This window comes from Arthrobacter saudimassiliensis, from assembly GCF_059090665.1.
This window is the reverse complement of sequence record NZ_JBNHFX010000002.1, coordinates 830,306-855,496: the sequence shown is the minus strand read 5'-3', so window position 1 is coordinate 855,496 and position 25,191 is coordinate 830,306. Positions and strand designations below refer to the sequence as shown.

General features: G+C 68.4%; 13 protein-coding genes. 10 read left to right on the top strand and 3 right to left on the bottom strand.

Features of this window, described 5'->3' with window-relative positions; genetic code table 11:
* The first annotated feature begins 15 nt into the window (after nucleotides 1-15).
* Entirely contained in the window at nucleotides 16-4,407 is a 4,392-nt protein-coding gene (locus AC5RV6_RS11085; RefSeq protein WP_494007347.1) for a glycosyltransferase, read from the top strand.
* Nucleotides 4,408-4,943: 536 nt separating this feature from the next.
* Complete coding sequence (locus AC5RV6_RS11080) at nucleotides 4,944-5,837, top strand: hypothetical protein (protein ID WP_494007346.1); 894 nt, start codon at nucleotides 4,944-4,946, stop codon at nucleotides 5,835-5,837.
* Nucleotides 5,838-5,855: 18 nt separating this feature from the next.
* On the opposite strand, the gene AC5RV6_RS11075 is transcribed toward AC5RV6_RS11080, so the two are convergent.
* From AC5RV6_RS11075 to AC5RV6_RS11065, 3 genes are all read right to left on the bottom strand, one after another.
* Nucleotides 5,856-7,334 carry a DUF6270 domain-containing protein gene (locus tag AC5RV6_RS11075; RefSeq protein ID WP_494007410.1) on the bottom strand — a complete coding sequence of 493 codons (1,479 nt, stop codon included), beginning with the start codon at nucleotides 7,332-7,334 and terminating at the stop codon, nucleotides 5,856-5,858.
* Nucleotides 7,335-7,440: 106 nt separating this feature from the next.
* Entirely contained in the window at nucleotides 7,441-8,586 is a 1,146-nt protein-coding gene (gene wecB / locus AC5RV6_RS11070; RefSeq protein WP_494007345.1) for a non-hydrolyzing UDP-N-acetylglucosamine 2-epimerase, read from the bottom strand.
* Nucleotides 8,587-8,696: 110 nt separating this feature from the next.
* Nucleotides 8,697-8,945, bottom strand: coding sequence for a hypothetical protein (locus AC5RV6_RS11065; protein WP_494007344.1), 249 nt, complete (start codon nucleotides 8,943-8,945; stop codon nucleotides 8,697-8,699).
* A gap of 234 nt (nucleotides 8,946-9,179) precedes the next feature.
* Here AC5RV6_RS11065 and AC5RV6_RS11060 point away from each other — a divergent pair, with 234 nt between their 5' ends.
* The 8 genes from AC5RV6_RS11060 (at nucleotide 9,180) to AC5RV6_RS11025 (ending at nucleotide 25,143) form a co-directional block, all read left to right on the top strand.
* Nucleotides 9,180-10,379, top strand: a complete 1,200-nt coding sequence (locus AC5RV6_RS11060; RefSeq protein WP_494007343.1) for a glycosyltransferase family 4 protein — start codon at nucleotides 9,180-9,182, stop codon at nucleotides 10,377-10,379.
* Nucleotides 10,376-12,121 (top strand): glycosyltransferase family 4 protein, encoded by a 1,746-nt coding sequence (locus AC5RV6_RS11055; protein ID WP_494007342.1) that lies wholly within the window; start codon nucleotides 10,376-10,378, stop codon nucleotides 12,119-12,121. Before AC5RV6_RS11060 ends, AC5RV6_RS11055 begins: the two co-directional genes overlap by 4 nt.
* Entirely contained in the window at nucleotides 12,111-12,986 is an 876-nt protein-coding gene (locus AC5RV6_RS11050; RefSeq protein WP_494007341.1) for an ABC transporter permease, read from the top strand. The genes AC5RV6_RS11055 and AC5RV6_RS11050 overlap by 11 nt, the downstream gene beginning before the upstream one ends.
* Nucleotides 12,979-13,845: an ABC transporter ATP-binding protein gene (locus AC5RV6_RS11045; protein ID WP_494007340.1), complete on the top strand. Its 867-nt coding sequence runs from the start codon at nucleotides 12,979-12,981 to the stop codon at nucleotides 13,843-13,845. Before AC5RV6_RS11050 ends, AC5RV6_RS11045 begins: the two co-directional genes overlap by 8 nt.
* The gene (locus AC5RV6_RS11040) at nucleotides 13,842-15,743 is read left to right on the top strand and encodes a glycosyltransferase family protein (protein WP_494007339.1); all 1,902 of its coding nucleotides are present in this window, start codon (nucleotides 13,842-13,844) and stop codon (nucleotides 15,741-15,743) included. Before AC5RV6_RS11045 ends, AC5RV6_RS11040 begins: the two co-directional genes overlap by 4 nt.
* A 114-nt stretch (nucleotides 15,744-15,857) precedes the next feature.
* Nucleotides 15,858-18,944, top strand: coding sequence for a bifunctional glycosyltransferase/CDP-glycerol:glycerophosphate glycerophosphotransferase (locus tag AC5RV6_RS11035; protein ID WP_494007338.1), 3,087 nt, complete (start codon nucleotides 15,858-15,860; stop codon nucleotides 18,942-18,944).
* Nucleotides 18,937-21,609 carry a bifunctional glycosyltransferase/CDP-glycerol:glycerophosphate glycerophosphotransferase gene (locus AC5RV6_RS11030; RefSeq protein WP_494007337.1) on the top strand — a complete coding sequence of 891 codons (2,673 nt, stop codon included), beginning with the start codon at nucleotides 18,937-18,939 and terminating at the stop codon, nucleotides 21,607-21,609. The genes AC5RV6_RS11035 and AC5RV6_RS11030 overlap by 8 nt, the downstream gene beginning before the upstream one ends.
* Nucleotides 21,610-25,143 (top strand): CDP-glycerol glycerophosphotransferase family protein, encoded by a 3,534-nt coding sequence (locus tag AC5RV6_RS11025; protein ID WP_494007336.1) that lies wholly within the window; start codon nucleotides 21,610-21,612, stop codon nucleotides 25,141-25,143.
* Nucleotides 25,144-25,191 lie beyond the last annotated feature (48 nt).

Below are 25,191 nucleotides of genomic sequence, written 5' to 3'. Positions count from 1 at the left end.
GAACCCTAGGCAGAGATGACTTTCGCGGACGAACAGCAACACTTTTCCCCGGCTCTGGCCGCAAGACGCGCCAAGTACCTTGGCGACCTGGACGGGCTGATAGATGCCTACGAGGTTCTGCAGTCCCGGGACGGAAAAGATAGAAAAGAGCTGGCCGCTCTGCGGACGGAACTGCAAAAGCTCAAACGCGACAATGTGCGCCTCCGGGAAGAACTCCGGAAAGCCGAGACCGATGTCGTACGTCTCAAGGGAACTCTGAGCAAGCTTCGGCAGTCCGCAACAATGCGGGCCGGTAAAGCACTGCTGTTGCCGGCCCGCGGCGTGCGGACAGCTGTCCAAGGCCTCGGGCGAGTGGGCGGCTCTGTTCCGGGCGCGGTCGACGTCGCGGATAAGGGGTCAGCTGCCGGAAATCCTGGCGCAGCAGCACTTCAGCCGCCTGCCGGGCCAAAGGTCGTCGCTGAGAACAAGCTGCCGCTCAGCCCTGACCCTACGCCCGGAAGCGTGATGCAGGCCGTAAATCACGCATACTATTCGCGCGGCGAGATCACGCGTCCAGCCGAGCTGCTTCAACGCCATGAGGCACTGCTGACCTCGCTGCAGCCGCGGGAACAGCGCACAGTCAATGCAGTCCTCGGGTTGGACCGACTGCTCAACCGCTTCCCGGAGGTTCCCCCGAGGCAGCCGAACCCCGGATATCTGGCGGAGCGGGGGCGGATCATGTACTGCGCCCACAGCACCGCCCACTTCAACAGCAACGGATACTCCACCCGCACCGGTGAGCTGGTACGCAGCTGGGTTGAATCGGGCATGGACGTGACCGTAGCAGCCCGTCCGGGGTACCCCTGGGACGCCAAGGTCGACCAACCGAAGCCGCCGCCGGAACGGCTGTCAATGGAGATTCTGGGCGTCAACCACATATTCAGCCCTGGCCCCAGCTGGTCGGAGCAGCCTCTCGACCGTTACTGGATTGAGGCCACCGACATCTATGTTCGTGAAGCACAGCGGATGCGCGCCGAAACCATCCACTCCGCGTCCAATCACGTCACTGCCCTGCCCGCGTTGGCCGCCGCGCGGCGTCTTGGCCTCCCCTTCTCGTACGAGGTGCGGGGGCTCTGGGAGATAACTGAGGCGTCCCACAAGGAGGACTGGGAGCAGACAGAGCGATTTGCCCTCGCCCGTCGGCTGGAAACCTACGTGGCTACGCAAGCCGACATCGTCTTCGCCATCACCGACGAGGTGAAGCAGGAGCTCATCAGCAGGGGTGTGAACCCAGACCGGATCCGCCTCCTGCCGAACGGCGTGGACACCGACCGGTTCGCCCCTCTTTCGGCCGCAGCCAGGATCAAGGAGCGCTTGGATCTGCCGGATGGCGTACCCGTGGTCGGTTACGCCGGAAGCCTGGTGCACTACGAGGGCCTGCAGTACCTGCTTGAGGCTCTGGCGCTGCTCAAACAGGATTCGGTCGATTTCCGTGCAGTGATTGTCGGCGATGGCCCTGAACTGGCCGATCTGCGGCGCCGGGCGAGCCGGCTTCAGCTGGACGGCCTCGTCCGCTTCACCGGCAGGGTGCGGGCCGAGGAAGTTCCCGGCTACGTCAGTACCTTCGACATCATGCCGTGTCCGCGGGTCAGCCTGCCCGTCACAGAGCTCGTGTCTCCCCTGAAACCGCTCGAGGCCATGGCAGCCGGAAAGGCCATGGTACTCACGGATCTGGCCCCGATGCGCGCTTTCTCCGGCCCGGACGAGTCCCGGGCCCTGCTCGCCAAGCCCTCAGATGCTTCCTGCCTTGCCGACGCGCTGAGGCGCCTGATCGACGACAGCGAACTTCGTCGGGTGCTGGGACTGCGGGCACGGCTCTGGACCGTCCAGGAGAGGCAATGGAGGACCATCGGCAGGGCAGCCGCCGCCGAACTGGCTGCTGGGCACGCGGAGGCAGCGGAAACAGCGCCTGCAGGGCGCGACCTCAGGCAGATCACGGTAGGCATCATCGCGGATACCTTCACCACGGAGGGGCTGCGCCCGGAAGTGAACCTATGCGAGCTGCGGCCGGATTCCTGGCGCCGCCAGGTCGAGAACACCGCACTTGACGCGTTGTTCGTCGAATCGGCGTGGGAGGGCGCCGATGGGAAGTGGAACCACAAAATCGGCTTCTATGACGACGAGAGCTTCCGTGACCTTCGGGAGCTTCTCGAGTACTGCAACCGGAACGGCATCCCGACCATTTTCTGGAACAAGGAAGACCCGGTCCACTTCAACCGCTTCCAGCGCACGGCAGCACAGTTCGATCACGTCTTCACCACTGATGCAAACTGCATCCGCCGTTACTCGGGCTCTCCAAAGCCGCGAACCGTGGCCTCTCTGCCCTTCTACGCCCAGCCGCAGCTCCATAACCCGCTGCCTCCTGCTACCTCTTACCGGCACACCGTTGCCTATGCAGGCTCCTACTACGGCGCCCGCTACCCCGAGCGCTCAAAGGAACTGGCCACACTTCTCACAGCGGCCCGGCCACATGGACTCACCATCTATGACCGGCAATACCTGAACCCGGAGAGCCCGTACCGATTCCCGTCCGATCTTGAGCCCTATGTCCAAGGCGGGCTGCCCTACTTGGAAATGGTGCAGGCCTACAAAGCGCATCCTGTCCACCTCAACGTCAATTCGGTTGATGCTTCACCCACCATGTTTTCGCGTAGGGTTGTTGAGGTGGCCGCATCCGGCACTGCAGTTGTAAGCGGAAGAGGCAGCGGCGTCGACCAGGTGCTCGGCGGACTTGTCCACACCGTGGCAGGCGGCAGCGAGGCTGACCTGCTGCTCGACCGCTGGATGAACAATGAACGGGCACGGCTGGCGGACACGTGGCTCGGTTACCGATTGGTCCACCGCGGACACACCGCAGGGCACCGACTGGCCTACGTACTCAGGTGCGCCGGACTCGTCGTCGCTGCACCACAGGCTCCACGTTACGCACTGCGTGTCGAGGCACCGAACGCAGCCGTTATCGCAGCTTTGGAAGCCCAAACAGTCAGGCCCACCGCTGTCATCTGCGCTGAGCAGCCTCAGATGCCGAACGAGCTGTTCTTCCTCACGGAGAGCGAAGCGACGCCGGAACGACTCAAAGAACTGGACGTCGAATGGATTGGGACGGTTCCGCAGGAGGGCGTCGATCGCACGACGTACGAGGACATCCTCACTGCGGTACGTTTCGGCGAATGGAGCAGCATCGGCATCTCCCCGGAGGACTGCGATGAAACAGGCAACGGCCTGTTGACATACGGAGCCTCCCCCGCAGGCTATCCGATCCTCACCAGCTTGCATCCCAAGCCTGCCACGCGCCCGTCGGTGGCCTTCCGCCGTCCCCAATCCGCCCAGGGATCACACCCACAGAGATCTGAGGTCGCAGTATCTCAGGCTGCCGGCCGGCGGGTGCTGGTAGCAGGACATGACCTCAAGTTTGCATCGGGGATCATCGAGGCGCTGGAACAAGCCGGGCACACCGTCATGATCGACCAGTGGCGAGGCCACAACGACCATGACGAGGAGGAAAGCAAAGCCAAGCTCGCCGAGGCAGACGTCATTTTCTGCGAGTGGACCTTGGGCAACGCCGTCTGGTACTCCAGGAATCTGCTCCCCGGGCAGCGGCTGGTGACCCGATTCCACTCCCAGGAACTGTTCACCCCGCACCCCAAAGCGGTCGCCATGCAGCAGATGGACCAGGTCATCTTCGTCGGCAGACACGTGGCGGACCTGGCTGCGAGGGACCACGGGGTTCCCACACGGAAAGCAACGGTGATCCCCAATCCGGTGATGGTGGATGAACTTGCCCTGCGAAAGCCGGCGGAAGCCCGCTTTACGCTGGGATTGGTTGGCATCGTACCGGCGCAGAAGCACCTCGACCGGGCGCTCGACCTGTTGCTTGAACTGCGCTCCGTGGACCCGCGCTACCGGCTGCGGATCAAGGGCAAGCAACCGCACGACTACCCTTGGATGGCGGACCGCCCCGATGAGATGCAGTTCTATGCTGAGCAGTACCGACGCATCGAAGAGGATCCGCGCCTCCAGGGAGCAGTCTTCTTTGACGGACATGGCAATGACATGCCCGAGTGGTACCAGGGTGTGGGCGTGGCGCTGTCGGTAAGCGACTTCGAATCCTTCCACCTCACACTGGCAGACGGTGCGGCCAGCAGGGCCGTACCGGCCAGCCTCGCGTGGCCGGGTGCGGATCGCATCTATCCCGCTGCATGGATCCACCCAACAGTGCCAGAGCTCGCAGAATACATCCGTCAGCAAACTAGCAGTGAGGAGCGCTGGCGTGCTGCGGGTGAGGCTGCGCATGCCGTGGCCGCGGGCCGATTCGCAGAACAGCGTGTCCTGCCGAATCTGCTGAAGACCATCCTGGGGGAGGGGTGAACGCACTATCCAAGGCCATGACAAGTGTCGTTCCGGCGGCAATCCGGGACGGACTGCGGCGCCGACCCAACGGGCGCATCCTGCGCCGGACACAAAAGGTCCTCTCCCGACCGCTTGCCCGGGTCGCTGGTGTTGCAGTCGAGGACGGAGATGCGGGGGAGCAGTTCTTCCTGCTGCCCGGCGGTGAAGCCTCGGGAGGTGGACTTGTATGGTCGGCGCCGCGTGGGGCCACATTTGAGGTGCACGGTCATAGCTTTGTCCTCGTCGATGCGGACGGCGGCCGGCAGGGAGAGGTGTTGATTGAGGCGGACGGTCCGGCTCTGCTGCTCGGCCATCGGGTGAGCGGCAGGGTCAGACGGGTCACGCTCCGGTGTTCCGCCAGAGCGACCATACGGGTCAGGAGCGGAGAGCCGCTGACTGCTGAGCGGGGCGTGGCCCTGCCTCAAGCCGGCTGGAACACCTGGGAAGGCCCTCGCCAGCTGACGTACCTGTTGGATGCTCCGAGGACGACCGCGGGGAAGGGGAGACTCTGCGTCGTGTTTTCCGCCATCGGGGCGCCGCGCGACTTTACCTATAATTACCGGGCCGCCCTCAAGGATGTCGACGCTTATCGTCTGTTTATCTTGGACAACTTCGGTGTCCAAGGCTCCTACTACTACGCGGATCACCGGGACACTTCGATTTTCGACAGCGTACAGGGCCTGTTGAAGGACATGTCGGAACGCCTTGCCATTGAACCTGAGCACACGACATTCGTCGGTTCATCCAAAGGGGGTGCCGCAGCCCTCGCTCATGGCCTGCATTTCGGCGCCGGGTCAATCATTGCAGGCGCACCACAGTGCTTCCCGGGAAAGTACCTGAAAGCAGTCTCCCCGGATATTCTGCGGTTTATTGCGGGCGACGTCAGCGACGAGGCCGTAGAGTGGCTGGACGGCCTGCTCCCCGACGCTCTGGCGATGAGAAAAGGACAGCCGGAGGTCACTATCCTGGTGGGGCAGAACGACGCTCACCGCCGAATTCACGTTCTGCCGTTCCTGAAGATGGCTTCCGCAGCCGCCTTGGACGCAAACGCCGTCATTGTCCAGGACCTGAGCCACCAACAGATCGGCCGGGCCTTCGGCCCGTTCGTACGAGCGCTGCTCGAAGGAGCAACTCCAGACCGCGTTATTCCGTATCGCCTCCAACGGAAGATCAAGGCACCAAGGGAAGTACGGCTTCGTCTGTGGGTGCCGCCCGGAGAGGAGGCCGCCGTCACCTTCATGACACCGGACGGCCCTCCGTCCTCTTCGCGCGTCACTGGTGAAGGCGAGTATGGAACGGTCGTTTCTCCTGACGTCCCCGTATGGGCGACGATACGTCGAACAAAAGCCGCAACCGGCCGATTCATCTGTGAATTTGATACGCCAGTGCTGGGTCCATCGACCCCCTGATGAGGAGAGTGCCGGGACTCAAACCGCCGGCAGGATCCGTCGTCGGGTGTCCGCATCCCAGTTCGGCAAGCCGGCGCCCCAGTCCTCGAGGGCCAGATCGATAAAGTCATTGAGGACCAGCCGGTAAGGCATGCTGTGTCCCTGGCCGAAGCGGTCGACAATCAGCTGTACGTTGCCGTCTCCTGTGCGCCCTGTACGCGGCGCCAGACCGAGTGCCGATGCAAACGGCCCCAGGTGGGCGCGCACGTGCAGCTCGTCGCTGTCATTCTGCACATAGAGGACCTGATAGTCCTCCCGAGTCCTGACGCGCGCCTGCAGCACTACATCGGTGCGGCAGCCCAGCGATGCCAGATCGGCAGGGGCATCAAGCGCAGGGAACAACGCCTCCTGGTAGGCCGACACGGCATTGCGCCAGTACTTTCTGATGCTGGTTTGCGGGTTGAAAACGAGCGCCCGGGACTGTGGGGTCTGCGCCGCCAGAGCCATCGAAGCAAAGCCGCCACCGGACCCGCCGGCAAAAAGGATTCTCCGACTTCCCAATTGGGCAGCAACTTTCCCCACGATGTTTGCGTATCGGGCGCTGAGGTCATCCGCCGCGTCACCGGTATACCAGGCGAGCTCAAGATCTGGATGATCCTCAAGCGCGGTGTCAGCGAGGAACAGCAGATTCTCGCTTCGATTCTGCAAAGTGGCTAACCACTCAAAGCGTGGCAGGGAATACTTGCTGCGTGCCAGTGCCCCGTGACTGATGACGATCAGGGTATCTGAACCGTTGTTCTGGAGCAGGAAACGAAGAGGGAACTTCTCATTCCGCTCGCGCCGCGGTGCAACCACGTGTTCCGTTCGACCGGGGACTGCGGCTTGGAGGCTGTTTGGATCCGTCCAGCAGAACACCGGCGCATGGTGGCGTTCATCCCAGTTCCACGCCGCTGGCTCTTGCCCCATCAGCTGCGCCAGCTCACCGCAGAGCCGATGATAGGCAGCGTCGGGACAGCTCATGGGCCGGTCCGGGCCACCAGACCGCTCCTCCTGCAGACCCTCGCCTACAACGTGAAAGCCTAATCCGCGCAGGTGCCGGAGATAGGATTCCGGCCCGCCTTTGCCCGTCCAGTCGCTCTCGCCAGCGGCGCCGGAGGTAAGGACGTAGGTTTTCTCCTTCAAGCCGTGACTCTCCAGGAGAAGGGCAAAGCGCTGGGTTGCCACCTTCCAAAGGCGAAGGTGGCGCCTTGAACCAAAGGGGATGTACCTGCCCCGGGGGCCTGGGCGTCCCCCGGCTCGTGCGCCGTCGGCACCGGAAGGGGAGACAAACACGCCGTCGGCCAGCTTATGAACACCGGGCCATTCATCGGCCAGGTCCCACAGCACGGCGTGGACATCGTCTGGCCGGGCGGCCAGGAGCGCAGCCAGTGAACCCGGTGGCGCCGGGGGAGGGGGTGGGGTCTTCCGGGAAGGCAGGAGACGCAGACCGGCCCGGCGGGTGTCACCCGGAGTGCCCATGACGGTGATCAGGGACTCACCAGTGACTGAGCCCAAGACAGCCGAATCAAGCGTGTAGTCAGCGACCAGTCTGGAGGCGGTGCCGCCGCCCAGGACGAAGAAGGTTTTAGGCATCCGCGAAGTCGGAGATGCGGGACCCCAGGCCGAGGAGCTCTTCGATGGCAGCGACCGTTCGAGGAGCCGCCTTGCCGTCACCGTACGGATTGACGGCGTTCGCCATGGCTTCGAAGTAGGGCTGGTCGTTGAGCAGGCGGGACACTTCACGCACTACCGTGTCTTCTTCGGTGCCCACCAGCTTGACGGTGCCGGCATCCACTGCTTCCGGGCGCTCGGTGTTCTCACGCATCACCAGCACCGGCTTGCCGAGGCTGGGTGCCTCCTCCTGGACACCGCCCGAGTCGGTGAGGACGACGTGTGCCATGGACAGCATTCGAGTGAACTCGCCGTAGGCAAGGGGTTCGATGATCATGACGTTGGGCAGGCCGTCGATGAAGGGGACCACCGCTTCGCGGACCACGGGGTTCTTGTGCAGGGGCACGACGAGCGTCAGCTCCGGCTCCTGCTCCGCAATCCGCGCCAGGGCCCGGCCGACACCGCGCATGGCCTCGCCCTGGTTCTCCCGGCGGTGCGTCGTGACGAGCAGGATCCTGCGGTCAGCCTCCGCGAGCTCCTCCAGGCGGGGATCGCTGAACGGAACCTTCTTATCCACTGTCATGAACAGGGCATCAATCACCGAGTTGCCAGTGACGACGATGTCGGCCGCATCGATACCCTCCGCCAGGAGGTTGGCCCGGCTGGTGGAGGTGGGGGCCAGATGAAGGCTTGCGATCTGCGACGTCATCTTCCGGTTGGCTTCCTCCGGGAACGGAGAGAAGAGGTTGCCGCTGCGCAGGCCGGCCTCCACATGCACCACGGGGATTCCATGGTAAAAGGCAGCAATGGCTCCGGCGGTGGAGGTCGTGGTGTCGCCCTGCACGACGACGGCGTCGGGACGGTTGACGCTGAAAAGCTTGTCCAGCCCTTCAATGGTCTTGGTGAGGATGCCGTTCAGGGACTGCCCAGGCGAAAAGATATTGAGGTCGTGGTCCGGAACAATGCCGAACAGCCCGTTCACCTGGTCCAGCATGGACCGGTGCTGGCCCGTCACCGTCACGAAGCAATCAAGGGTCGTGGACTCCTGGAGAGCCGCCACGATCGGTGCCATCTTGATTGCTTCCGGACGCGTACCGTAGATGGGCATAACAGTCGGCACGAAAAAACCCCCATGGAATAGCCGAGACTGGATCAGGTGTTAAGCGTAATCCGACAGTCAAAATCGGCCAAACTGCCCCTTAATCCGGGTCACGGCCCGGTTGTGGCTTGTCAGCCCAAAAGGTAGAGCATCAGCAGCAGCGCCGGCACGGACAGGCAGACCAGCGCGGATATCACCAGGACGGCCAGACGCTTCCGCCGGTACACCCGCACGGGCTCCGGGCGGGCGGCGCCGGCAGGACGGACCAGGGCTGTCCCATCCACACTCCTGGCCCCCCTGGAACGCGCCGGCGCCTCAGCTGCCGCGCCCACCTTCATATGGCGGGCAGCAGGAACGTCCGGAAAAAGCTTGTTGGCCATGACACCACTTTGACACAAAGGCCCCTTTCCATCCGGCACCGCGGCCGCCCGGGGACCGGCTCGCCGCCCCGGGCCCCAACGGCAGCCGCACCACGAAGTGGGTGAGGTATCCACGTAGCTGTCGCCGGCTTTTCCGCTGAAAAGGCGAGTATAGGAGGGGCAAACCGGCTGCCCTATACTCAAGGACTGTATCTTTTAGGGGGGAAATCGCAGTGGAAAACGGGGGGACTTGACGTGCGCGTCCTGCTGTTAACGCACTCGTACGCACCGGAGAGCAGCCCTCCGCAGCGACGCTGGACCCAGTTCATTCGATACTTCAGGGCCGCAGGGTGGAAGGTTGACGTCATTGCGCCGGTGGCGCATGCGCCCCACGGGCGGAGAGTTCTGCCGCGTTCAATGGCCGGCCGTCCGTTCCGCCGGGACCGGGGACAGTTTGGGGAAAGCGTCATCCGCGTCCCCTACCTGCCTCATCCCACGACCCGCTTGGGCCGGTTCGCCGACCAGTGTTTTTCCGCTGCAGCCAGCGGGCTGGCGGGGATGTTCTGCGCGCGGCCCGATGTCATCGTGGCCACGGCCCCGAGCCTTCCCATCCTGGTGACAGGGTTCCTGGCGGCCAAGCTGCGGCGGGTACCGTTCGTCGCCGATATGCGCGACGCCTGGCCGGATCTGGCGCGGGATGCCCGAATCGTGGGGGGATCGGCGAAAAGCCTCGCAGAAGTGGTCATCAAAGCGGTCCAGGCCCGGGCGGACCTCGTGGTGACCGTGACGGAGGGCTTTGCCGAGACGCTGCGGGCCAGGGGAGTGCGCCGGGTGGCGACGGTGAGCAACGGCGTGGATGTCACTGTCCGCGAACTGCTTCCGCCGCCGCCCCCGGAATCGGGGCACCTTGAGGTGCTGTACCTGGGAAACCACGGAGAGAGCCAGCGGCTGGAGATCGTCGTCCAGGCGGCCGCCCTCGCCAGGGACACGGTGCGTGTGACCATGGTCGGCCACGGTGTCCGCCGGCGCGAGCTGATGGCCCTCGCCCGCGACCTGGATGCACCCGTCACGTTCCACGAGTCCGTCGCCGGCCCGGAGGTCATGGAGTTCTACCGCCGCTCCGACAGCTGCGTCGTGTCGCTGCGCGATGACTGGAAGTCCTTCGAAACCACGATCCCGTCCAAGACCTACGAGGTCCTCGCGGTGGGCAGGCATGTCACCGCCATCGTGCGCGGCGAGGCCCGCACCATAATCGAGCAGTCCGGCGCCGGCGATGTCGTTCCGGCCGACCCCGGAGCGGTGGCCGCGCTGTGGAAGGAGCTGGCCTCCGACCGGACCAGGCTCCTCACCGGGACCTCGGGCCGGGACTGGATTCACCACCACGCCAACCTGGACACCCTGGCCGGCCAATACATGGCCCTCCTGGGCGAGCTTGCACCGGAGCGGACAGGATGAGTGCGGCCCAGGCCGTGCGTAATCTTCCGCTCGCGGCCCGCACGGTCATCGAGCACCTCGGTGACGATCCCATGACGCTGCTGCTGCAGGCGTCGCGAAAGCTGCCCGCTGCCGTGGTGGTTCCGGCCGCGAAGGTGGCCGGCAGGCTTCCGCACTCTCCCACCGCAGCGGCACTGTCCGCGCACGTGCTCGGCGACGGCGGGCAGCTGCGGCGCAGCCTTGACCGGCACGCACATCTCGGTGGCCGGGTACGGGTCCGCCTTGCCGACGTCGCACTGGCCGCCAACCAGCCTGACACCGCGGACCGGCTGCTGGAGGGCGTGGACCGGCAGACGCCGGGTCTGCGCGCCGTCCGCGCCCGCCGCCGGTGGTATGCCGGGGACATGGACGGTGCGGTGAAGATCCTTCGGGCCGGCAACCGGAGGGAGCGCCGCACGGGAGCGCGCCTGGCGGCGGAGGCCAGGGTCTTCAGCGGCTGGCGGCCGGCCGTGGCGCCGCAGCCCGCCTACCGCCCGGCTGATGACGTGGTGCTGCACCTGCTCACCAACTCGCTGCCGTATACGGGCAGCGGCTATGCCCAGCGCAGCCATTCGCTGCTGCGGGCGCAGGCCGACGCCGGGTGGACGGTCCACGCAGCGACCCGGGTGGGGTACCCGGTCCAGCTCGGCAACCTGGCCGCCGGACGCCGGCAGGCCCTCGACGGAGTGACCTACCACCGCCTGCTGCCGTCCCGCCTGCCGTTCGGCATGGACGCCCGTCTCCAGCTGCAGGCGGAGATGCTCCTCGAACTGGCGCTGCAGACGCGGCCCGCGGTCCTGCACACCACCACGCACTTCGTCAACGCGCTGGTAGTCCGCGCCGTGGCCGACGCGCTGGGGATCCCCTGGGTCTACGAGGTGCGGGGGCAGCTGGCCGACACCTGGGCCTCGACCCGGCCCCCGGAGACGCGCCTGAGCCAGCGCTACGTACAGTTCCAGGCCCGGGAAGCCGAAGCCGCCGCCGAGGCGGACCTGGTGCCCACCCTCGGCACGGCCATGGCCGAGGGCCTCACCGCGGCGGGCGCGGACCCGGACCGGATCGTGCTGCTGCCCAACGCGGTGGGGGAGGACTTCCTCAGTGAGCCGCTGCCTCCCGGACCCGCCCGCGCCGCCGTCGGCCTGGCCGGACCCGGACCCATCATCGGGACCGTGAGCAGCGTGGTGGACTACGAAGGCCTGGACGACCTGCTGCGGGCCACCGCCCTCCTGCTGCCCCGGTACCCTGAGCTGCGCTGCATGATCGTGGGTGACGGAGCCGCCCTGCCCGGGCTCCGGGCACTGGCGGCGGAGCTCGGCATCGCCGGCCAGGTGATCTTCACCGGCCGGGTGCCGCGCGAGGCCGCGGCCCTGCACCACCAGGCGCTGGATATATTCGTGGTCCCGCGCAGGGACCTGCCCGTCACCCGGGCCGTGACGCCGCTGAAGCCGGTGGAGGCGCTGGCCTCCGCCCGCCCCGTCGTGGCCAGTTCCCTGCCCGCCCTGGCCGAACTGGTCCGGGACGGCGAAACCGGGATCCTCGCCCCGCCGTCGGACCCGCCGCAGCTCGCAGAGGCACTCGCCCGCCTGCTCGACGACGGGCAGCTCCGCGCCCGGATGGGTGCCGCCGGGCGGGCCGAGGTCATCGCCACCCGGACCTGGGCAGCCAACGCCCGGCTCTGCACGCAGCTCTACCAAAAGATGAGGCAGGGAGGCCATGGGCATTAGGGGGGATCCGCTCCGCGGCGGACCCGCAACGGTGAACCTGGCAGGACTCCACCGGGTGGGCGCCCGCCCCCGCTTCAGCGCCTATCTGAAGCAGTTGTGGAACTACCGGGAGTTCAGCTTCTACGACGCCCGCTCCCGGGTGGAGAGCGGCAACCGGCGCGACAGGCTGGGCAGCGCGTGGCTGCTGCTGAACCCCGTCCTCAACGGCCTGACCTATTTCCTGGTCTTCGGCCTCCTGCTCCGCACCGGCCGCGGCATCGAAAACTTCGTCGGCTACCTGATCATCGGCATCTTCCTCTTCCAGTTCAGCTCCCGGTCCATCACCAACGGCGCCCGCTCCATCCAGCAGAACCGCGCCGTGGTCCAGGCCTTCAGCTTTCCCCGGGCCACCCTTCCCATCGCCATCAACCTGCGCGAACTCCTGGCCAACCTTCCCGTCTTCGCAGCCATGCTGGTGCTTGTCCTGCTGCTGCCGCCCGCCGAACCGGTGACCTGGCTGTGGCTGCTGCTGCCGCCGCTGGTGGGCCTCCAAATGCTGTTCAACCTCGGCGTCGGCCTGATCCTGGCCCGCGTCATTTCCCACGTGAACGACGTCGTGCACCTGCTCAGCTTCAGCCTGCGGGCATGGATGTACGGCTCGGCGGTGTTCTATTCGTTCGAACGGTTCGTGGATCACCCGCTGCTGCTGCAGATCCTGCAGCTGAACCCGCTTTTCATCGTCCTGGACATCGCCCGCGACTGCCTCCTCTACGCCACGGCGCCGGCCTGGCAGTCCTGGGCCGCGCTGGCCGTCTGGTCCCTGGGCGCGCTCGCAGCGGGCCTGGTGTTCTTCTGGCAGGCGGAGGAAACCTATGGTCGTGACTGAACCCGCAGAGGACCTGCAGGATCCGCCCTGCGTGGTCGTGGACCGTGTCAGGATGCGCTTCGAGGTTCCCTCCAGCGAGCCGCCAGAGGACAACGGCCTGCTCAGCCGGCTCACCGGCCGCGGCCGAATGGTCACCGTGCACGCCCTTCGGTCCGTCTCGCTGGTGGTGCGCCGCGGCGAATCCCTCGGCATCGTCGGACGCAACGGCTCGGGCAAAAGTACGCTGATGAAGATCATCAGCGGCCAGCTTCCGCCGACCTCGGGTGCCGTCTACGCCGCGGCAACTCCCATCATGCTCGGGGTCAACGCCGCCCTGGTGCCGGAGCTGCCCGGGGACCGCAACGTGGTCCTGGGCTGCCTTGCCATGGGGCTCAGCCGCGACGACATCGAGCGCAGGTTCGATTCGATAGTGGAGCTGTCCGGGCTCCAGGGATCGATCCACCTGCCGATGCGGTCCTACTCCTCCGGCATGGCCTCCCGGCTGCGGTTCGCCATCGCCGCCAGCATCAATCCTGAAATCCTGCTCATCGACGAGGCGCTGAACACCGGAGATGCCCAGTTCGGTGAGCGCAGCCGCAAACGCATGGCCGAACTCCGGGAGAACGCCGGATGCGTCTTCCTGGTCAGCCACAACCTGGGCACCATCAAGAGCTCCTGTACCCGGGTCGCCTGGCTGGACCAGGGGGAACTGGTCATGGACGGTACGCCGCAGGACGTGGTGAAGACCTATCAGGAGTTCACCCGGAACCTGGCCAAGGGGAACAACCTCACCGCTGCCGGCATACGCGACGAAGCCGCACACGCACTGAGCACCGCCAGGCCGCCGGAGCGGATCAGCGGACGCCGGAGACGGCAATGAACGCCCTCGCCACGGCGCGGACCGGCTTCTGGCACCTGCGCCGCCATGGCTGGGCGGGACTGCGGAGCTGGCAGGCCCGACGTCGGATCGCCGCCGGGTTCGCTCCGCCGCCCGGGGCGCGGGGCGCCCAGGGCCAGTGGGTGCGCCGAGGCGGCCGGCGGCTCCTGTCGTTCCAGCCGATCGAGCCGCCCGCCCGTCCCCCGCGCCGAAGCGACCTCCGGGTGGGGGTCATCCTTGACGAGTTCTCGGCCATGGCCTTCGGATACGAATGGGAGTGCATCCCGCTGGACCCGGCGAGGTGGCCGACCCAGCTGGCGGAAGGGCTCGACCTCGTCTTCGTGGAGTCGGCCTGGGCAGGCAACGACCGCCTGTGGCGGGGCAAGCTCAACGGCCCCCGGCCCGCCGACGCGGTGCGGCTGATGCTGCAGGCCTGCCGGCAGGCGGGGATTCCCACCGTGTTCTGGAACAAGGAGGATCCGCCCCACTACAACGACTTCCTGCCCGCCGCCGGACTGTTCGACCACGTCTTCACCACGGACAGCGGCCGCCTGCCCGCCTATCGCAGGGACCTGGGGCACGACCGGATCGGCGTGCTGCCATTCGCGGCCCAGCCGGCCATCCACAACCCCGTCAGGCCGGCCCGCGGGTACCGCAGCCGGGACATCGCCTTCGCCGGAATGTACTTCGCCCACAAGTTCCCTGAGCGGCGTGCCCAGATGGAGATGCTGCTCGGCGGCGCCGCCGATGCCTCACGCCACCTGGACACCGGGCTGGAAATCTTCTCCCGGAGGCTCGGCGTGGAACGGGAGTACCAGTTCCCGGAGCCCCTGGACCGCCACGTGGTCGGCACGCTGACCTACCCGCAGATGCTGGCCGCCTACAAGGCCTACCGGCTGTTCCTGAACGTGAACTCCGTGGTCGGGTCGCCGAGCATGTGCGCCCGGCGCATCTTCGAAATCAGCGCCTCCGGCACCCCCGTGCTGAGCGCCCCCAGCGCCGCGCTGCGCACCTTCTTCACCGACGGCGAGGTGCCTTCGGCGTCCGACCGGACCGAGGCTGCCTCGCTGGCCCGGGCCCTCGTCACCGGCCCGGAACTGGCGGACCGGATGGTGCACCGGGCGCAGCGCAGGATCTGGGCGGAGCACACCTACGCCCACCGGTCGGAGCAGGTCCTGGCCGCAGTGCTGCCCGAACGCTCCCGTCCGCTGGCCCTGCCCACGGTCACCGCGCTGGTGCCGACCATCCGCCCCCACCAGCTGGGCCACGTCTATGCCACGCTTGCCGCCCAGAGGGACGTCCAGGTGCAGCTGGTGCTGCTGGCCCACGGCTTCGATCCCTCGCCGGCGGCGCTGAGCCGCCTGCGCGCGGAACACGGACCGCTCGACGTCGTCCTCCTCACCGCGGACGCCGATGTTCCGCTCGGGGCGTGCCTGAACCGCTGCGCGGCGGCTGCCGACGGCGAGGTGCTGGCCAAGATGGACGACGATGACCACTACGGCCCGCAGTACCTGGCCGACCAGCTGCACGCCCTCGACTACTCACAGGCGCAGGTGGTGGGAAAGCAGGCACACTACATGCACCTGTCCGGCTCCGACGCCGTCATCCTCCGCTTCGGAGACCGGGAGCACCGGTTCACCGACTTCGTCACCGGACCGACCATCGTCGCCGGACGCGAGGTGATCCGCGCCCATCCTTTTCCCGAACTGCCGCGCGGTGAGGACACGGGCTTCCTCCGCGCCGTCCGGGCCGCCGGCCTGCAGATCTACTCCGCCGACCGTTTCAACTACTTTCAGGTCCGCACCGGGTCAGGGCACACCTGGCAGGTCGGAGAAGCAGAGCTGCTCGCCGCCGGTGAGCTCAGGTTCTACGGAGGGCCACGTGCGCATACCGACATCTGATAAGGCATTCCTCCGTGGCCGGATCCGCGGAGCACGCGAGGCGGCACCGGCCGCCCCAACCCCGCCGCACCCCCGCCGCGGGACCGCCATCCGTTCCTGGCCACCCTTCCGGCCATGAACGGGGGGCTGCGCAGCTTCGCAGCCCGCCACGTGCAGTCCCTGCACCCGGCGCACCGCGCCGGACTGGCCCGCGCCCTGCACCCCCGCGCAGGAACGGACCACGGGCTGCTCAGCGTGATCATTCCGGTCCACAACGTCGAGCCCTACCTGGACCGGTGCCTGGCCGGCGTCGTGGCCCAGTCGTACCGCAACCTGCAGGTGCTGGTCGTCGATGACGGCTCCACCGACGGCACGGCCTCCATCGCGCGCGGATACGCCCGGCGCGATCGGCGGGTGCGTGTGCTCACCCTGCCCCACGGCGGCAACGGCAGGGCCCGGAATGCGGGTATCCGCGCCGCGTCCGGGGCCTTCCTCGCCTTCGCCGACGGCGACGACGTCGTTCCCTCCGACGCCTACCGCCTGCTCATGGATTCCCTCGCGGCATCGGGGTCCGACTTCAGCGCCGGCTCCTGGTGCCGCCTGCGCGGCCGGGCACGGGTGGCGGTGCACCTGGCCGATGACCTTCACCGGGCCCGCCGGCTCCGCACCACCCTGACGGAAGTGCCGGAGGCCATCCACGATGTCTTCCTCTGGAACAAGGTGTTTCGCCGCAGCTTCTGGGACCGTGCCGTGGGGCCGATGCCCGAGGGCGTCCGCTATGAGGACCAGGAGCCCACGGCCCGCGCCTTCCTGCGGGCGCGCGGCTTCGACCTGCTCCCGGAGCAGGTGTACCACTGGCGGATCCGGCCGGACGGTTCCTCCATCACGCAGGAAAAGCACCTGGCCGCGGACCTGCGGGACCGCCTTGCCGCCGCAACGGCCGTCAGCCGCCTCCTCGGCAGCGAGGCCGGCGCTCCGGTCCTGGCCGCCTGGCGACGACGGCTCCTCGACGCGGACCTGCTGCCGTACCTGGAGCAGGCGGCGGACGCGGACGCGGAGTACCGGGCCGCCCTCGCCGCCGGACTGGCCGACCTTGCACCCGAAGAGCTGTTGGCCGGAACCGCAGGAGTGGACGCCCAGGTCAAGGTGCTGCTGGACCTGGCCCGGCGGCGGGAATGGGACGCGCTGCGCACGGCGCTCGTCGGGCGGACCAACCACGGCACGGCCACGGCGCTGAGCATCCACGGCACCGAGCTCACGGCCGAGCTGCCATATCCGCTGCCTGTTCCGGTGCCCCAGGCACTGCTCAGGGCGGATTCCGGAGTGCTGCGCGCGGTCACCGGCATCACCGGCCTCCACTACGAGCCCGGGGCAGTGACCGTCACCGGCTACGCCTACCTGACGGGGCTGGCCCCGGGCGGCAGCACCGTCCAGCTGCGCGTGCAGCGGCCCGCGCGGGAGGGGGAGGATCCGCCCGCAGAGCTGGAGGTCCAACCGCACGTCGACCCGGACATCGACCTGCTGTCCCCGGACCGGACAGGCAGCCATGCCGACGCCGGGTTCTTCGTCCGTGTGCCCCGGCCGCTTCCGGACGGTCTGCTGCTGACGCTCGGTGTCGGCACGTTCACGGTCCAGACCATCCTGCGGCTGCCCCCCGCCACGGGGGCCGGGAAAGCTGCGGCCACCGCGCGGGACGATGTGCTGACCCTGGACCTGCCGGACGGCATCAGCGGGGAGGCCTTCGCGCTGGTGACCGCCCGCGCCGCCCTGCCCGCCGTCGTCGTCGCCCGGAACCCCGACGGCACCGTGAGCCGCCTCAACGTGCGAATGCGGCTGGACTCCTGGGGCCAGGAGCTTGCCGCGCCCGCCGGCACCTACACGCTGCGGACCCGGGCCGGGCGGGGCGCCGCCGCGGCCGAAGACCCGGCCGTGCACATACCCGAGGAGGCGGCAGCCGGGCTGCGCCCGCTGCTCATGGCCTCCGTCCGGGTGCGACCGTTCCGGACCGCGTCCGGTGCGCTCGCCGTCGCGGTGTCCGCCCCGCTCGCCCCGGGTGAGGCGCCCCTCTGGCGGCAGTACTCCCGCCGCCGGCACTTCGCCGAGCGGAGGCGCGGAGAGCTGGCCCCCGGCATCCTCTTCGAAAGCTACGGCGGCAAGAGCTGCAGCGACAACCCCCGCGCGATCTCCGACCACCTTGCAGCCGCAGGCTTCGATGAGCCGCTGTACTGGTCCGTCAGCGACCGATCGGTGCCCCTCCCCGAATACGCGGTACCCCTCATCCAGGGCAGCCGGGAGTGGTTCGAACGGCTGGCCACGGTCCACCGGCTGGTCAACAACAACAACTTCCCCTGGTTCTTCCGCAAGAACCACGGCCAGGTGTATCTGCAGACCTGGCACGGAACGCCGCTGAAACGGCTGGGACGGGACGCCCCGGCGGCCGGCATTTCGCTGTCCTACCGGGACCTCATGTCCCGTGAGGCTGCCTCGTGGGACCTGCTGCTGGCCCAAAGCAGCTACGCGGCCGGCATATTGCCGCGCGCGCTGGGCTATGACGGTCCGGTGCTCACCGCCGGCTATCCCCGCAACGACGCGTTGGTGCGCGACGACGGCGGGGCACGGGCCCGGGTGCGGGCCCGGCTGGGCATTCCGCAGGAGCAGCAGGTGCTGCTGTATGCCCCGACGTGGCGCCAGGAAGTGCGCGACGCCGCAGGGCGCTCCGGGGCGGTCGGACACCTCGACGTGCGGCAGGCCGTCCGCCTGCTGGGCCCGGGCTTCACGGTGCTGGTCCGCGGACACCACAACACCGCCGGAACGCGCCAGGCCGCAGGACCCGCCGCCCTCGATGTGACGGACTACCCGGAGGCAACGGACTTGTACCTGGCCAGCGACGCCCTGATCACCGACTATTCCTCGGCGCTGTTCGACTACGCGCTGCTGGGCCGGCCCATGTACTTCCTCGCACCGGACCTCGACAGGTACGCCGGCGTGCGGGGCTTCTACCTCGACCCGGCCGCCACGCTGCCCGGGCCGCTGGTGCGGACCACAGCGGAACTCGCCACGGCCGTCGCTGCACGCCGGGCACCTGACCGGCGGCTGGGGGAGTTCCGTGCCGCCTATGCACCGGATATCGGCCAGGCCTCCGCGGCCGCAGCCCTCGCCCTGCTGGAGGCAGGCGAACGAAACGGGCCCCGCCGGGCCCGGGTGGGAGATGTCCATGGCTGAGTGCCGCTTTTCGCTCGTGGTGGCGGTCTACAACGTCGCCGAATACCTGCCGCCGTTCCTCGAATCGCTGCTGCGCCAGCGCTATCCGCTGGCGGAACTGGACATCGTGATGGTCGACGACGGCTCCACCGACGACTCCGCGCAGATCATCAGCGATTGGAACACCCGGACCGGGGCGGGGATCCGGCTGCTGCGCCAGGCCAATGCGGGGCCGGGAGCGGCCCGGAATGCAGGGCTGGAACACGCCGCGGGCGAATGGGTGACGTTCTGCGATCCGGACGACATCCTTCACCCGAGCTACTTTTCCAACGTCTCAGCGTTTCTCGACGCCGACCGCAACGCCTCCGCGCGGATGCTGGCGACGCGGCTGGTCCAGTTCCAGGACGGTTCGGCCCGGCTCTCCCACCGGCACCCGCTCGGGCGCAAGTTCCGGCAGGGCAACCTGCTGGTGGACCTGGAGGCCAATCCCGAATTCATCCAGCTGCACGGGCCCACGGCGTTCCTGAAGCGCAGCGTCCTGGCCGGACACAACCTGCGCTTCGAGGAACGCCTGCGTCCGAAGTTCGAGGACTCGCACCTGATCGGCCGCTACCTGGCCGCGGTGGACTCGCCGGTGCTCGGCATTGTCGCCGACGCCTGGTACCTCTACCGCCGGAACCGGCGCGTCGGGGCCTCGCTTGTCGCCGGGGCGTGGGCGGATCCAAGGGCCTACGACGAGCTGCCGCAGCTGGGCTATCTGGGCCTGCTCGAGGCTGTCCGCGACCGGTTGGGCCGGCTGCCGGCGTGGACCCAGTACATGGTGCTGTACGACCTGGTCTGGTTCTATATCGACGACAAGCGGATGCACAGCCGGACCGCGGGCGCGACGCCGGAGCAGCAGGATTCCATGCACGGGTGGCTCGAACGCATCGTGGATCTCATCGATGACGACGTCATCGACAGTTTCAGCGTGGTGAGTCAGGGATGGGTCTTCCACAACATCCTGAAACTGCACTACCGGCGCCGACAGACCGGCCCGCCGCCGGTGCAGCAGTGGGGCACCGACGCGGACCGCGGCACCACCCGGTACTCGTACCTTTTCACCGGCGCCATGCCGGAGGAGAAGATCTTCCTGGACGGGCGGCCCGTGGTTCCGGCCGCCTCGAAGGTCCGGGCTCACCGGGTCCTCGGGCGGGTCCTGATCCGTGAGCGGATCCTTGTCCTCCCCGCCCGGGGGCGCCTGGAGTTCGTGCTCGACGGCGTCGCCGCCCTGCCGACCACGGACCGCGGGGTGCCGCTGTGGACCGGCCGGCGACCCGGGCAGCAGCAGGACTTCCTCTTGGCGACACTGCCCGCCAGCGCACAGTCCGGCCGGGGGAGGGCCCTGCAGGACCGGATCCAGGTGCGGCGCCTGCTGTCCGGGCAGCCGACCGCTGCGATCCTGGCCGGCGTCATCGCCCGGCGGTTCCGGGACCCCGCCCGCCGCCTGGTGAACCGGTCCCGCGACGCAGCCGTGGCCCGGAGCGCCGCCCGCAGCAGGGTTTCGGCACGTTACCGGAACGCGTGGGTGCTCATGGACCGGGTGGACCGGGCGGATGACAACGCCGAACACCTGTACCGGCACCTGCAGCGTTTCCGGCCGGACATCAATGCCTGGTTCCTGCTGGCACGGACCAGCCGGGACTGGGGCAGACTGGAGCGCGATGGCTTCCGGCTGGTGCCCTACGGGTCCGCCGAGGCGGTACGGCTGGTGCTGAACGCTGTCTTCGTCCTGTCCAGCCACCTCAATGCCAACATCTACGATCCGATCGGACGACGTCGCTTCGGCACCGGGAACGCCCGGTTCGTTTTCCTGCAGCACGGGGTCATCAAGGACGACCTGTCCCGCTGGCTGAACCAGAAGGACATCGCCCTGATGTTCACCGCCACCACCGCCGAACACGCCTCCATCGTGGGAGACGACACCGAGTATGTCCTCACTGGCCAGGAAGTGAAGCTGACCGGGTTCCCCCGCCATGACTCGCTGCTTCGGCTGGCCGCGCAGCACCCGCCGGAGCAGCGCCGGAACCTCCTCATCGCCCCGACCTGGCGGGAAGACCTGAGGGACACCATGGCGGGCATCGCGGATCCGGAGGCACAACGGCTCGCCTTCCAGGGCACGGACTTCGGACGGACCTGGCTTCAGGTACTGCGCTCCCCGCGGCTTGCCCGGTACTGCCGGGACCACGGATACAACCTGGTCCTGCTTCCCCATCCCGAACTGGAACCGGTCGTGCCGCTGCTCGATCTTCCGCCGCACGTCCGGCTCACCTCCTACGATGAGGGCAGCGTCCAGGGCCAGCTGGTGCGCGCCCGGCTGCTGCTGACGGACTATTCCTCCATCGCCTTTGACGCCGCGCACGGCGGGGCCCGGGTGGTCTACCTGCAGTTCGACGAGCACGCTGTCTACGGAGGCGGCCACATCTACCGGCGCGGCTACTTCGACTACCGGCGCGACGGGCTGGGACCGGTGACCGCCACCGCGGAGGACGCCGTGAGCGCAGTCATCCACCACGGGGCGGACGCGGCGGTCTATGAGCAGCGGCGACGTGAGGCTTTTCCTTTCCGCGACGAGGCCGCCGCCGCACGCGTGACGGCGGAGCTGGAACGGTTGAGGCCCGGCACGGGCGGAAGGCTCAGCACCTGAATGGGCAGGCCTGCAGATCGCCGACGGCTTGGTCCCGGCCTGCGCGCCGCGGCCGGCCGGTTGAGCCGCGGGCTCTCCGGCGTTGCAGGCGCTGCGCGCGGCGGCCGGCCTGCCGGCGGGCGGGAGCGCACCGCCGGCAGGCCGCGGGAGCCCCTGCTGACGGTGCTGCTGCCCGCAGACGATGAAGGGGCCGGGGGAACCCTCCAAGCGCTCCTGGCCCAGCGCGGAGTGCGGCTTGAGATCCTGGTTCCCGCGCACCTGGAGCCGGCCGTGCACGATGCCCGGCTTCGGCGCATCGGGGCGGCCGGGGCCGCAGATTTCTGGGAGGCTGCCCGCGGCGAGGTCCGGGGCACCTGGGTGGCCGTGGTCGCCGCCGGTGCGCAGCCGCACCCCGAGGCGTTCAGAAACGTCATCCGCGACCTCGCCGCCGCCGACGCCGCCTTCGGCACGGCGCTGCCCTCAGGGGACCTGCGGCTGGCCCGGCTGCACGCCGTCACGCCTCAGCTGCCGACCATCGACTATCTTGAAGCTTCCGGCGATCTGCGCCTGTGGTGCAAGGTGCTGCGCCGCGACCTCTGGGCCGAAGCGGCAGCCCGGCTGTCGCCGGCACCGCCCGCGACCGTCGAGGATCTGTGCGACCGTCTGCTCCTGGCCGTGTACCGCACCGCGCCGGTCATCCGGCTGACCGGACGGCCGGCGGGGGAGGAGCACGGCCGTGCGGCGCAGGAGCCGGTTGACACCCTGTCCAGGCTCCTGCGACGGACACAGCAGATCACGTGCGGCGGCACGGAGGACCGGGTGGCGGCCGCCTGGGCCGCGTCGCTGCCGACTCACTCATGGCAGGCGATCTGCCGCGCGCTTACGGGGCAGGACACGCCGTACGGAAATCCGGCAGGCCAGGCTGCCCGCGCCATGCTTCAAGCGGTCGGGCGGTACCTCGATCTCCATGTGCCGCTGCACGAACGGGTACTCCTGTATCTGTGTGCCGAAGAGCGCCGAGAGGACATTCTTGAGGTCCTGGCGGATCTGCAGGACCATGGCGCCGGGATGCCCCTGATGCCCTCCGCGGGCGCAGGCGGCCCAGCGCCGGCACCGCCGTCGGGCCGGCCCACCTACCTGCCGCTGCTTCGCGGCCCCCTGCCTGACACGCTGCTTCGCCTGGGCCCGGCCGACGTGCGGCTCCACGCCCGGCTGACCGGCTACGCATGGAACGGTCCCGTGCTGACGGTCCGGGGCCACGCCTACCTCGATGGTCTGGGCGACGACGTCGGACAGCCGACGCTTTCGGCCGCCCTCGTCTGTACGGAGACGGGCCGGCAGATGCCGGTGCCGGTCAGCGGCCGGCCGGATCAGGATGCGGCGGAGCGGTCCATGGATGCCTGGGCGCTGCGCGCGCGTCCGGGTTTCACCGTTGTCATCGACGCAGGCATGCTCCTGGGCGCCGAGGCTGCCGGTGAGCACCAGTGGGCCCTGGTGCTCACGCTCCGGCAGGCCGGCTTCAGCCGCACCGCGCGGATCCTGGAACGGGACGGCGAAGTGCTGGCTGCGCGGCTCGACGTCGGGGCCGTCGTCGGGCAGGAACGCGTGGTCGGTCTCTTCGACCGGACCCGCGGACTGCGCCTGGCCGTGGTCCGGTACCGGGTGCTGGCCGATGCCGTCGACGTCCGTGGTTCCGAGGTCACCCTGTCCCTGCCGACGCCGGGGATCCGCTCCGTGTCCCTGGAAGGCGAAGGCCGGAGCCTGGCCCTTCAGCCTCGGGCCGGTCCCGGGGAGAGCATGCGGTTCGGCTGCATCCTCCCACCTGGCGCGGCCGGGCCGGCGGGCACCGGCGCGGTCCTCTCGTTCCGCGCCGTCGACGGGCAGGGCGGACACCATCCGGTGGGGTGGGCCGGCTCCTCGGACTCGCTCCACGGGATGGCACACGAACCCCTTAAACCCTCCGTCAACGGCTTCGGCTTCCTCCAGCTCGATCCGGCCCGCGAGCGCGCCGTGGTGAGCACCTGGCGGTGCGCCGGCGACGGCACCTCGCCGACCCTGGAGGGCTGGTCCAGCGTCGATCCAGCCGACGGCGGACTGGTCCTGGAAGGACGCAGCAGCTCGTACCCAGGCGTCGTGACCAGCCGCCCGGACGCCACGGGGTGGAGGTTCGAAGCGCACTTTAATCTGGCCGGCCGGCCATGGGGCGGCGAGCGGGTCTGCGCCGCACGGGGCGACTACCGGCTGATGATGCTCACAGCCGGCAGCGCCGCCGTCCCGGTCGCTGCGGCGCCCGGGCTGGCGGGCCACCTGCCCGAAGCAGCCGGTCCCAGGCTGCGGATCCGGATCATCGACACCGGACCGGCCGTCGTGCTCAAACTCCTGCGCCCCTACCCGGCGCAGGAGCGGGGCCCGCGCCGCCGTCGGCTCGCGGTGGAGGCATACCGGGCCTCCGAGGCGCCGCTGCAGGACGCGGCCTTCTTCGAGAGCTTCGCCGGCAAGGACGGAGGTGACAGCCTCCGTCCACTGGCCCAGGCGCTCGCCGAGCGGGAGCCGCAATGGCCGCGCTACTGGTCAGTGGCGGACTTTGCGGTCCCGGCGCCGGCCGGAACCATTCCCGTGCTCCGCTACTCCGCGGAGTGGTTCCATGCCCTGGCCACATCCCGGCTGCTGGTCAGCAACGACACGCTTCCGCCGTTCTTCCGCAAGCGGCAGGGCCAGTTCTACCTGCAGACCTGGCATGGCACGCCCCTGAAAAGAGTCGGCTTCGACACCCCGGCAGCCGGCCTGTCGCCTTCGTATCGGCGCATCCTGCAACGCGAGCCGCAATCCTGGGACCTCCTGCTCGCACAGGGGACCTTCGGGGCGGAAACGCTCGCCTCGGCCTTCCGCTACACGGGCCAGGTTCTGGCCCGAGGCTACCCCCGCAACGACGTCCTGCTTTCGAAACGGGCGCCCGACGTCCGGCGCAGGACAAGGGAGCTGCTCGGAATCGGAGAGGACCAGACCGTCGTCCTGTACATGCCCACCTGGCGGGAGCGCCGGCCCCCGTCCCGCGGCGGGCCGGCGGAGGTCCTTCACACCGGGTTTCCTGCGGCAGGCCTGGAACCGGGATGGATGGTTTTGGTCCGCTCACACCACCTTTCGGCGCCCATGGCAGGCGGTCCCGGCGTCCTGGATGTCACCGGGTTTCCGGATGTCGGAGCCCTTTGCCTTGCTGCGGACATCCTGGTCACCGACTATTCGTCCGTAATGTTCGACTTCTGCCTGACCGGAAAACCGATGGTCTTCCTGGTGCCGGACGAGGAGGAGTACCGGACCCGGGCCAGGGGCTATTACTTCGACTTTCGGACGGAGGCTCCGGGGCCGCTCCTGACGGACGCCGCGCAGCTGCCGGCCGCGCTGGCTGCGGCCGCTGCGGCTGTCCCGGCCGCCACGCCGTCGTATCGGCGCTTCCGGTGCCGATATGCAGGCAGCGGGAGCGGCGACGCCGCCTCCGCTGCACTCTCATATTGGAAAGCTCAGACCCGGGTCCCCGGCGGCGGAAGCGGGGCATAACCGGAGTCCGCTTTAACGGGGTGTACCCGTGATGTTTCCCGCCTTTTG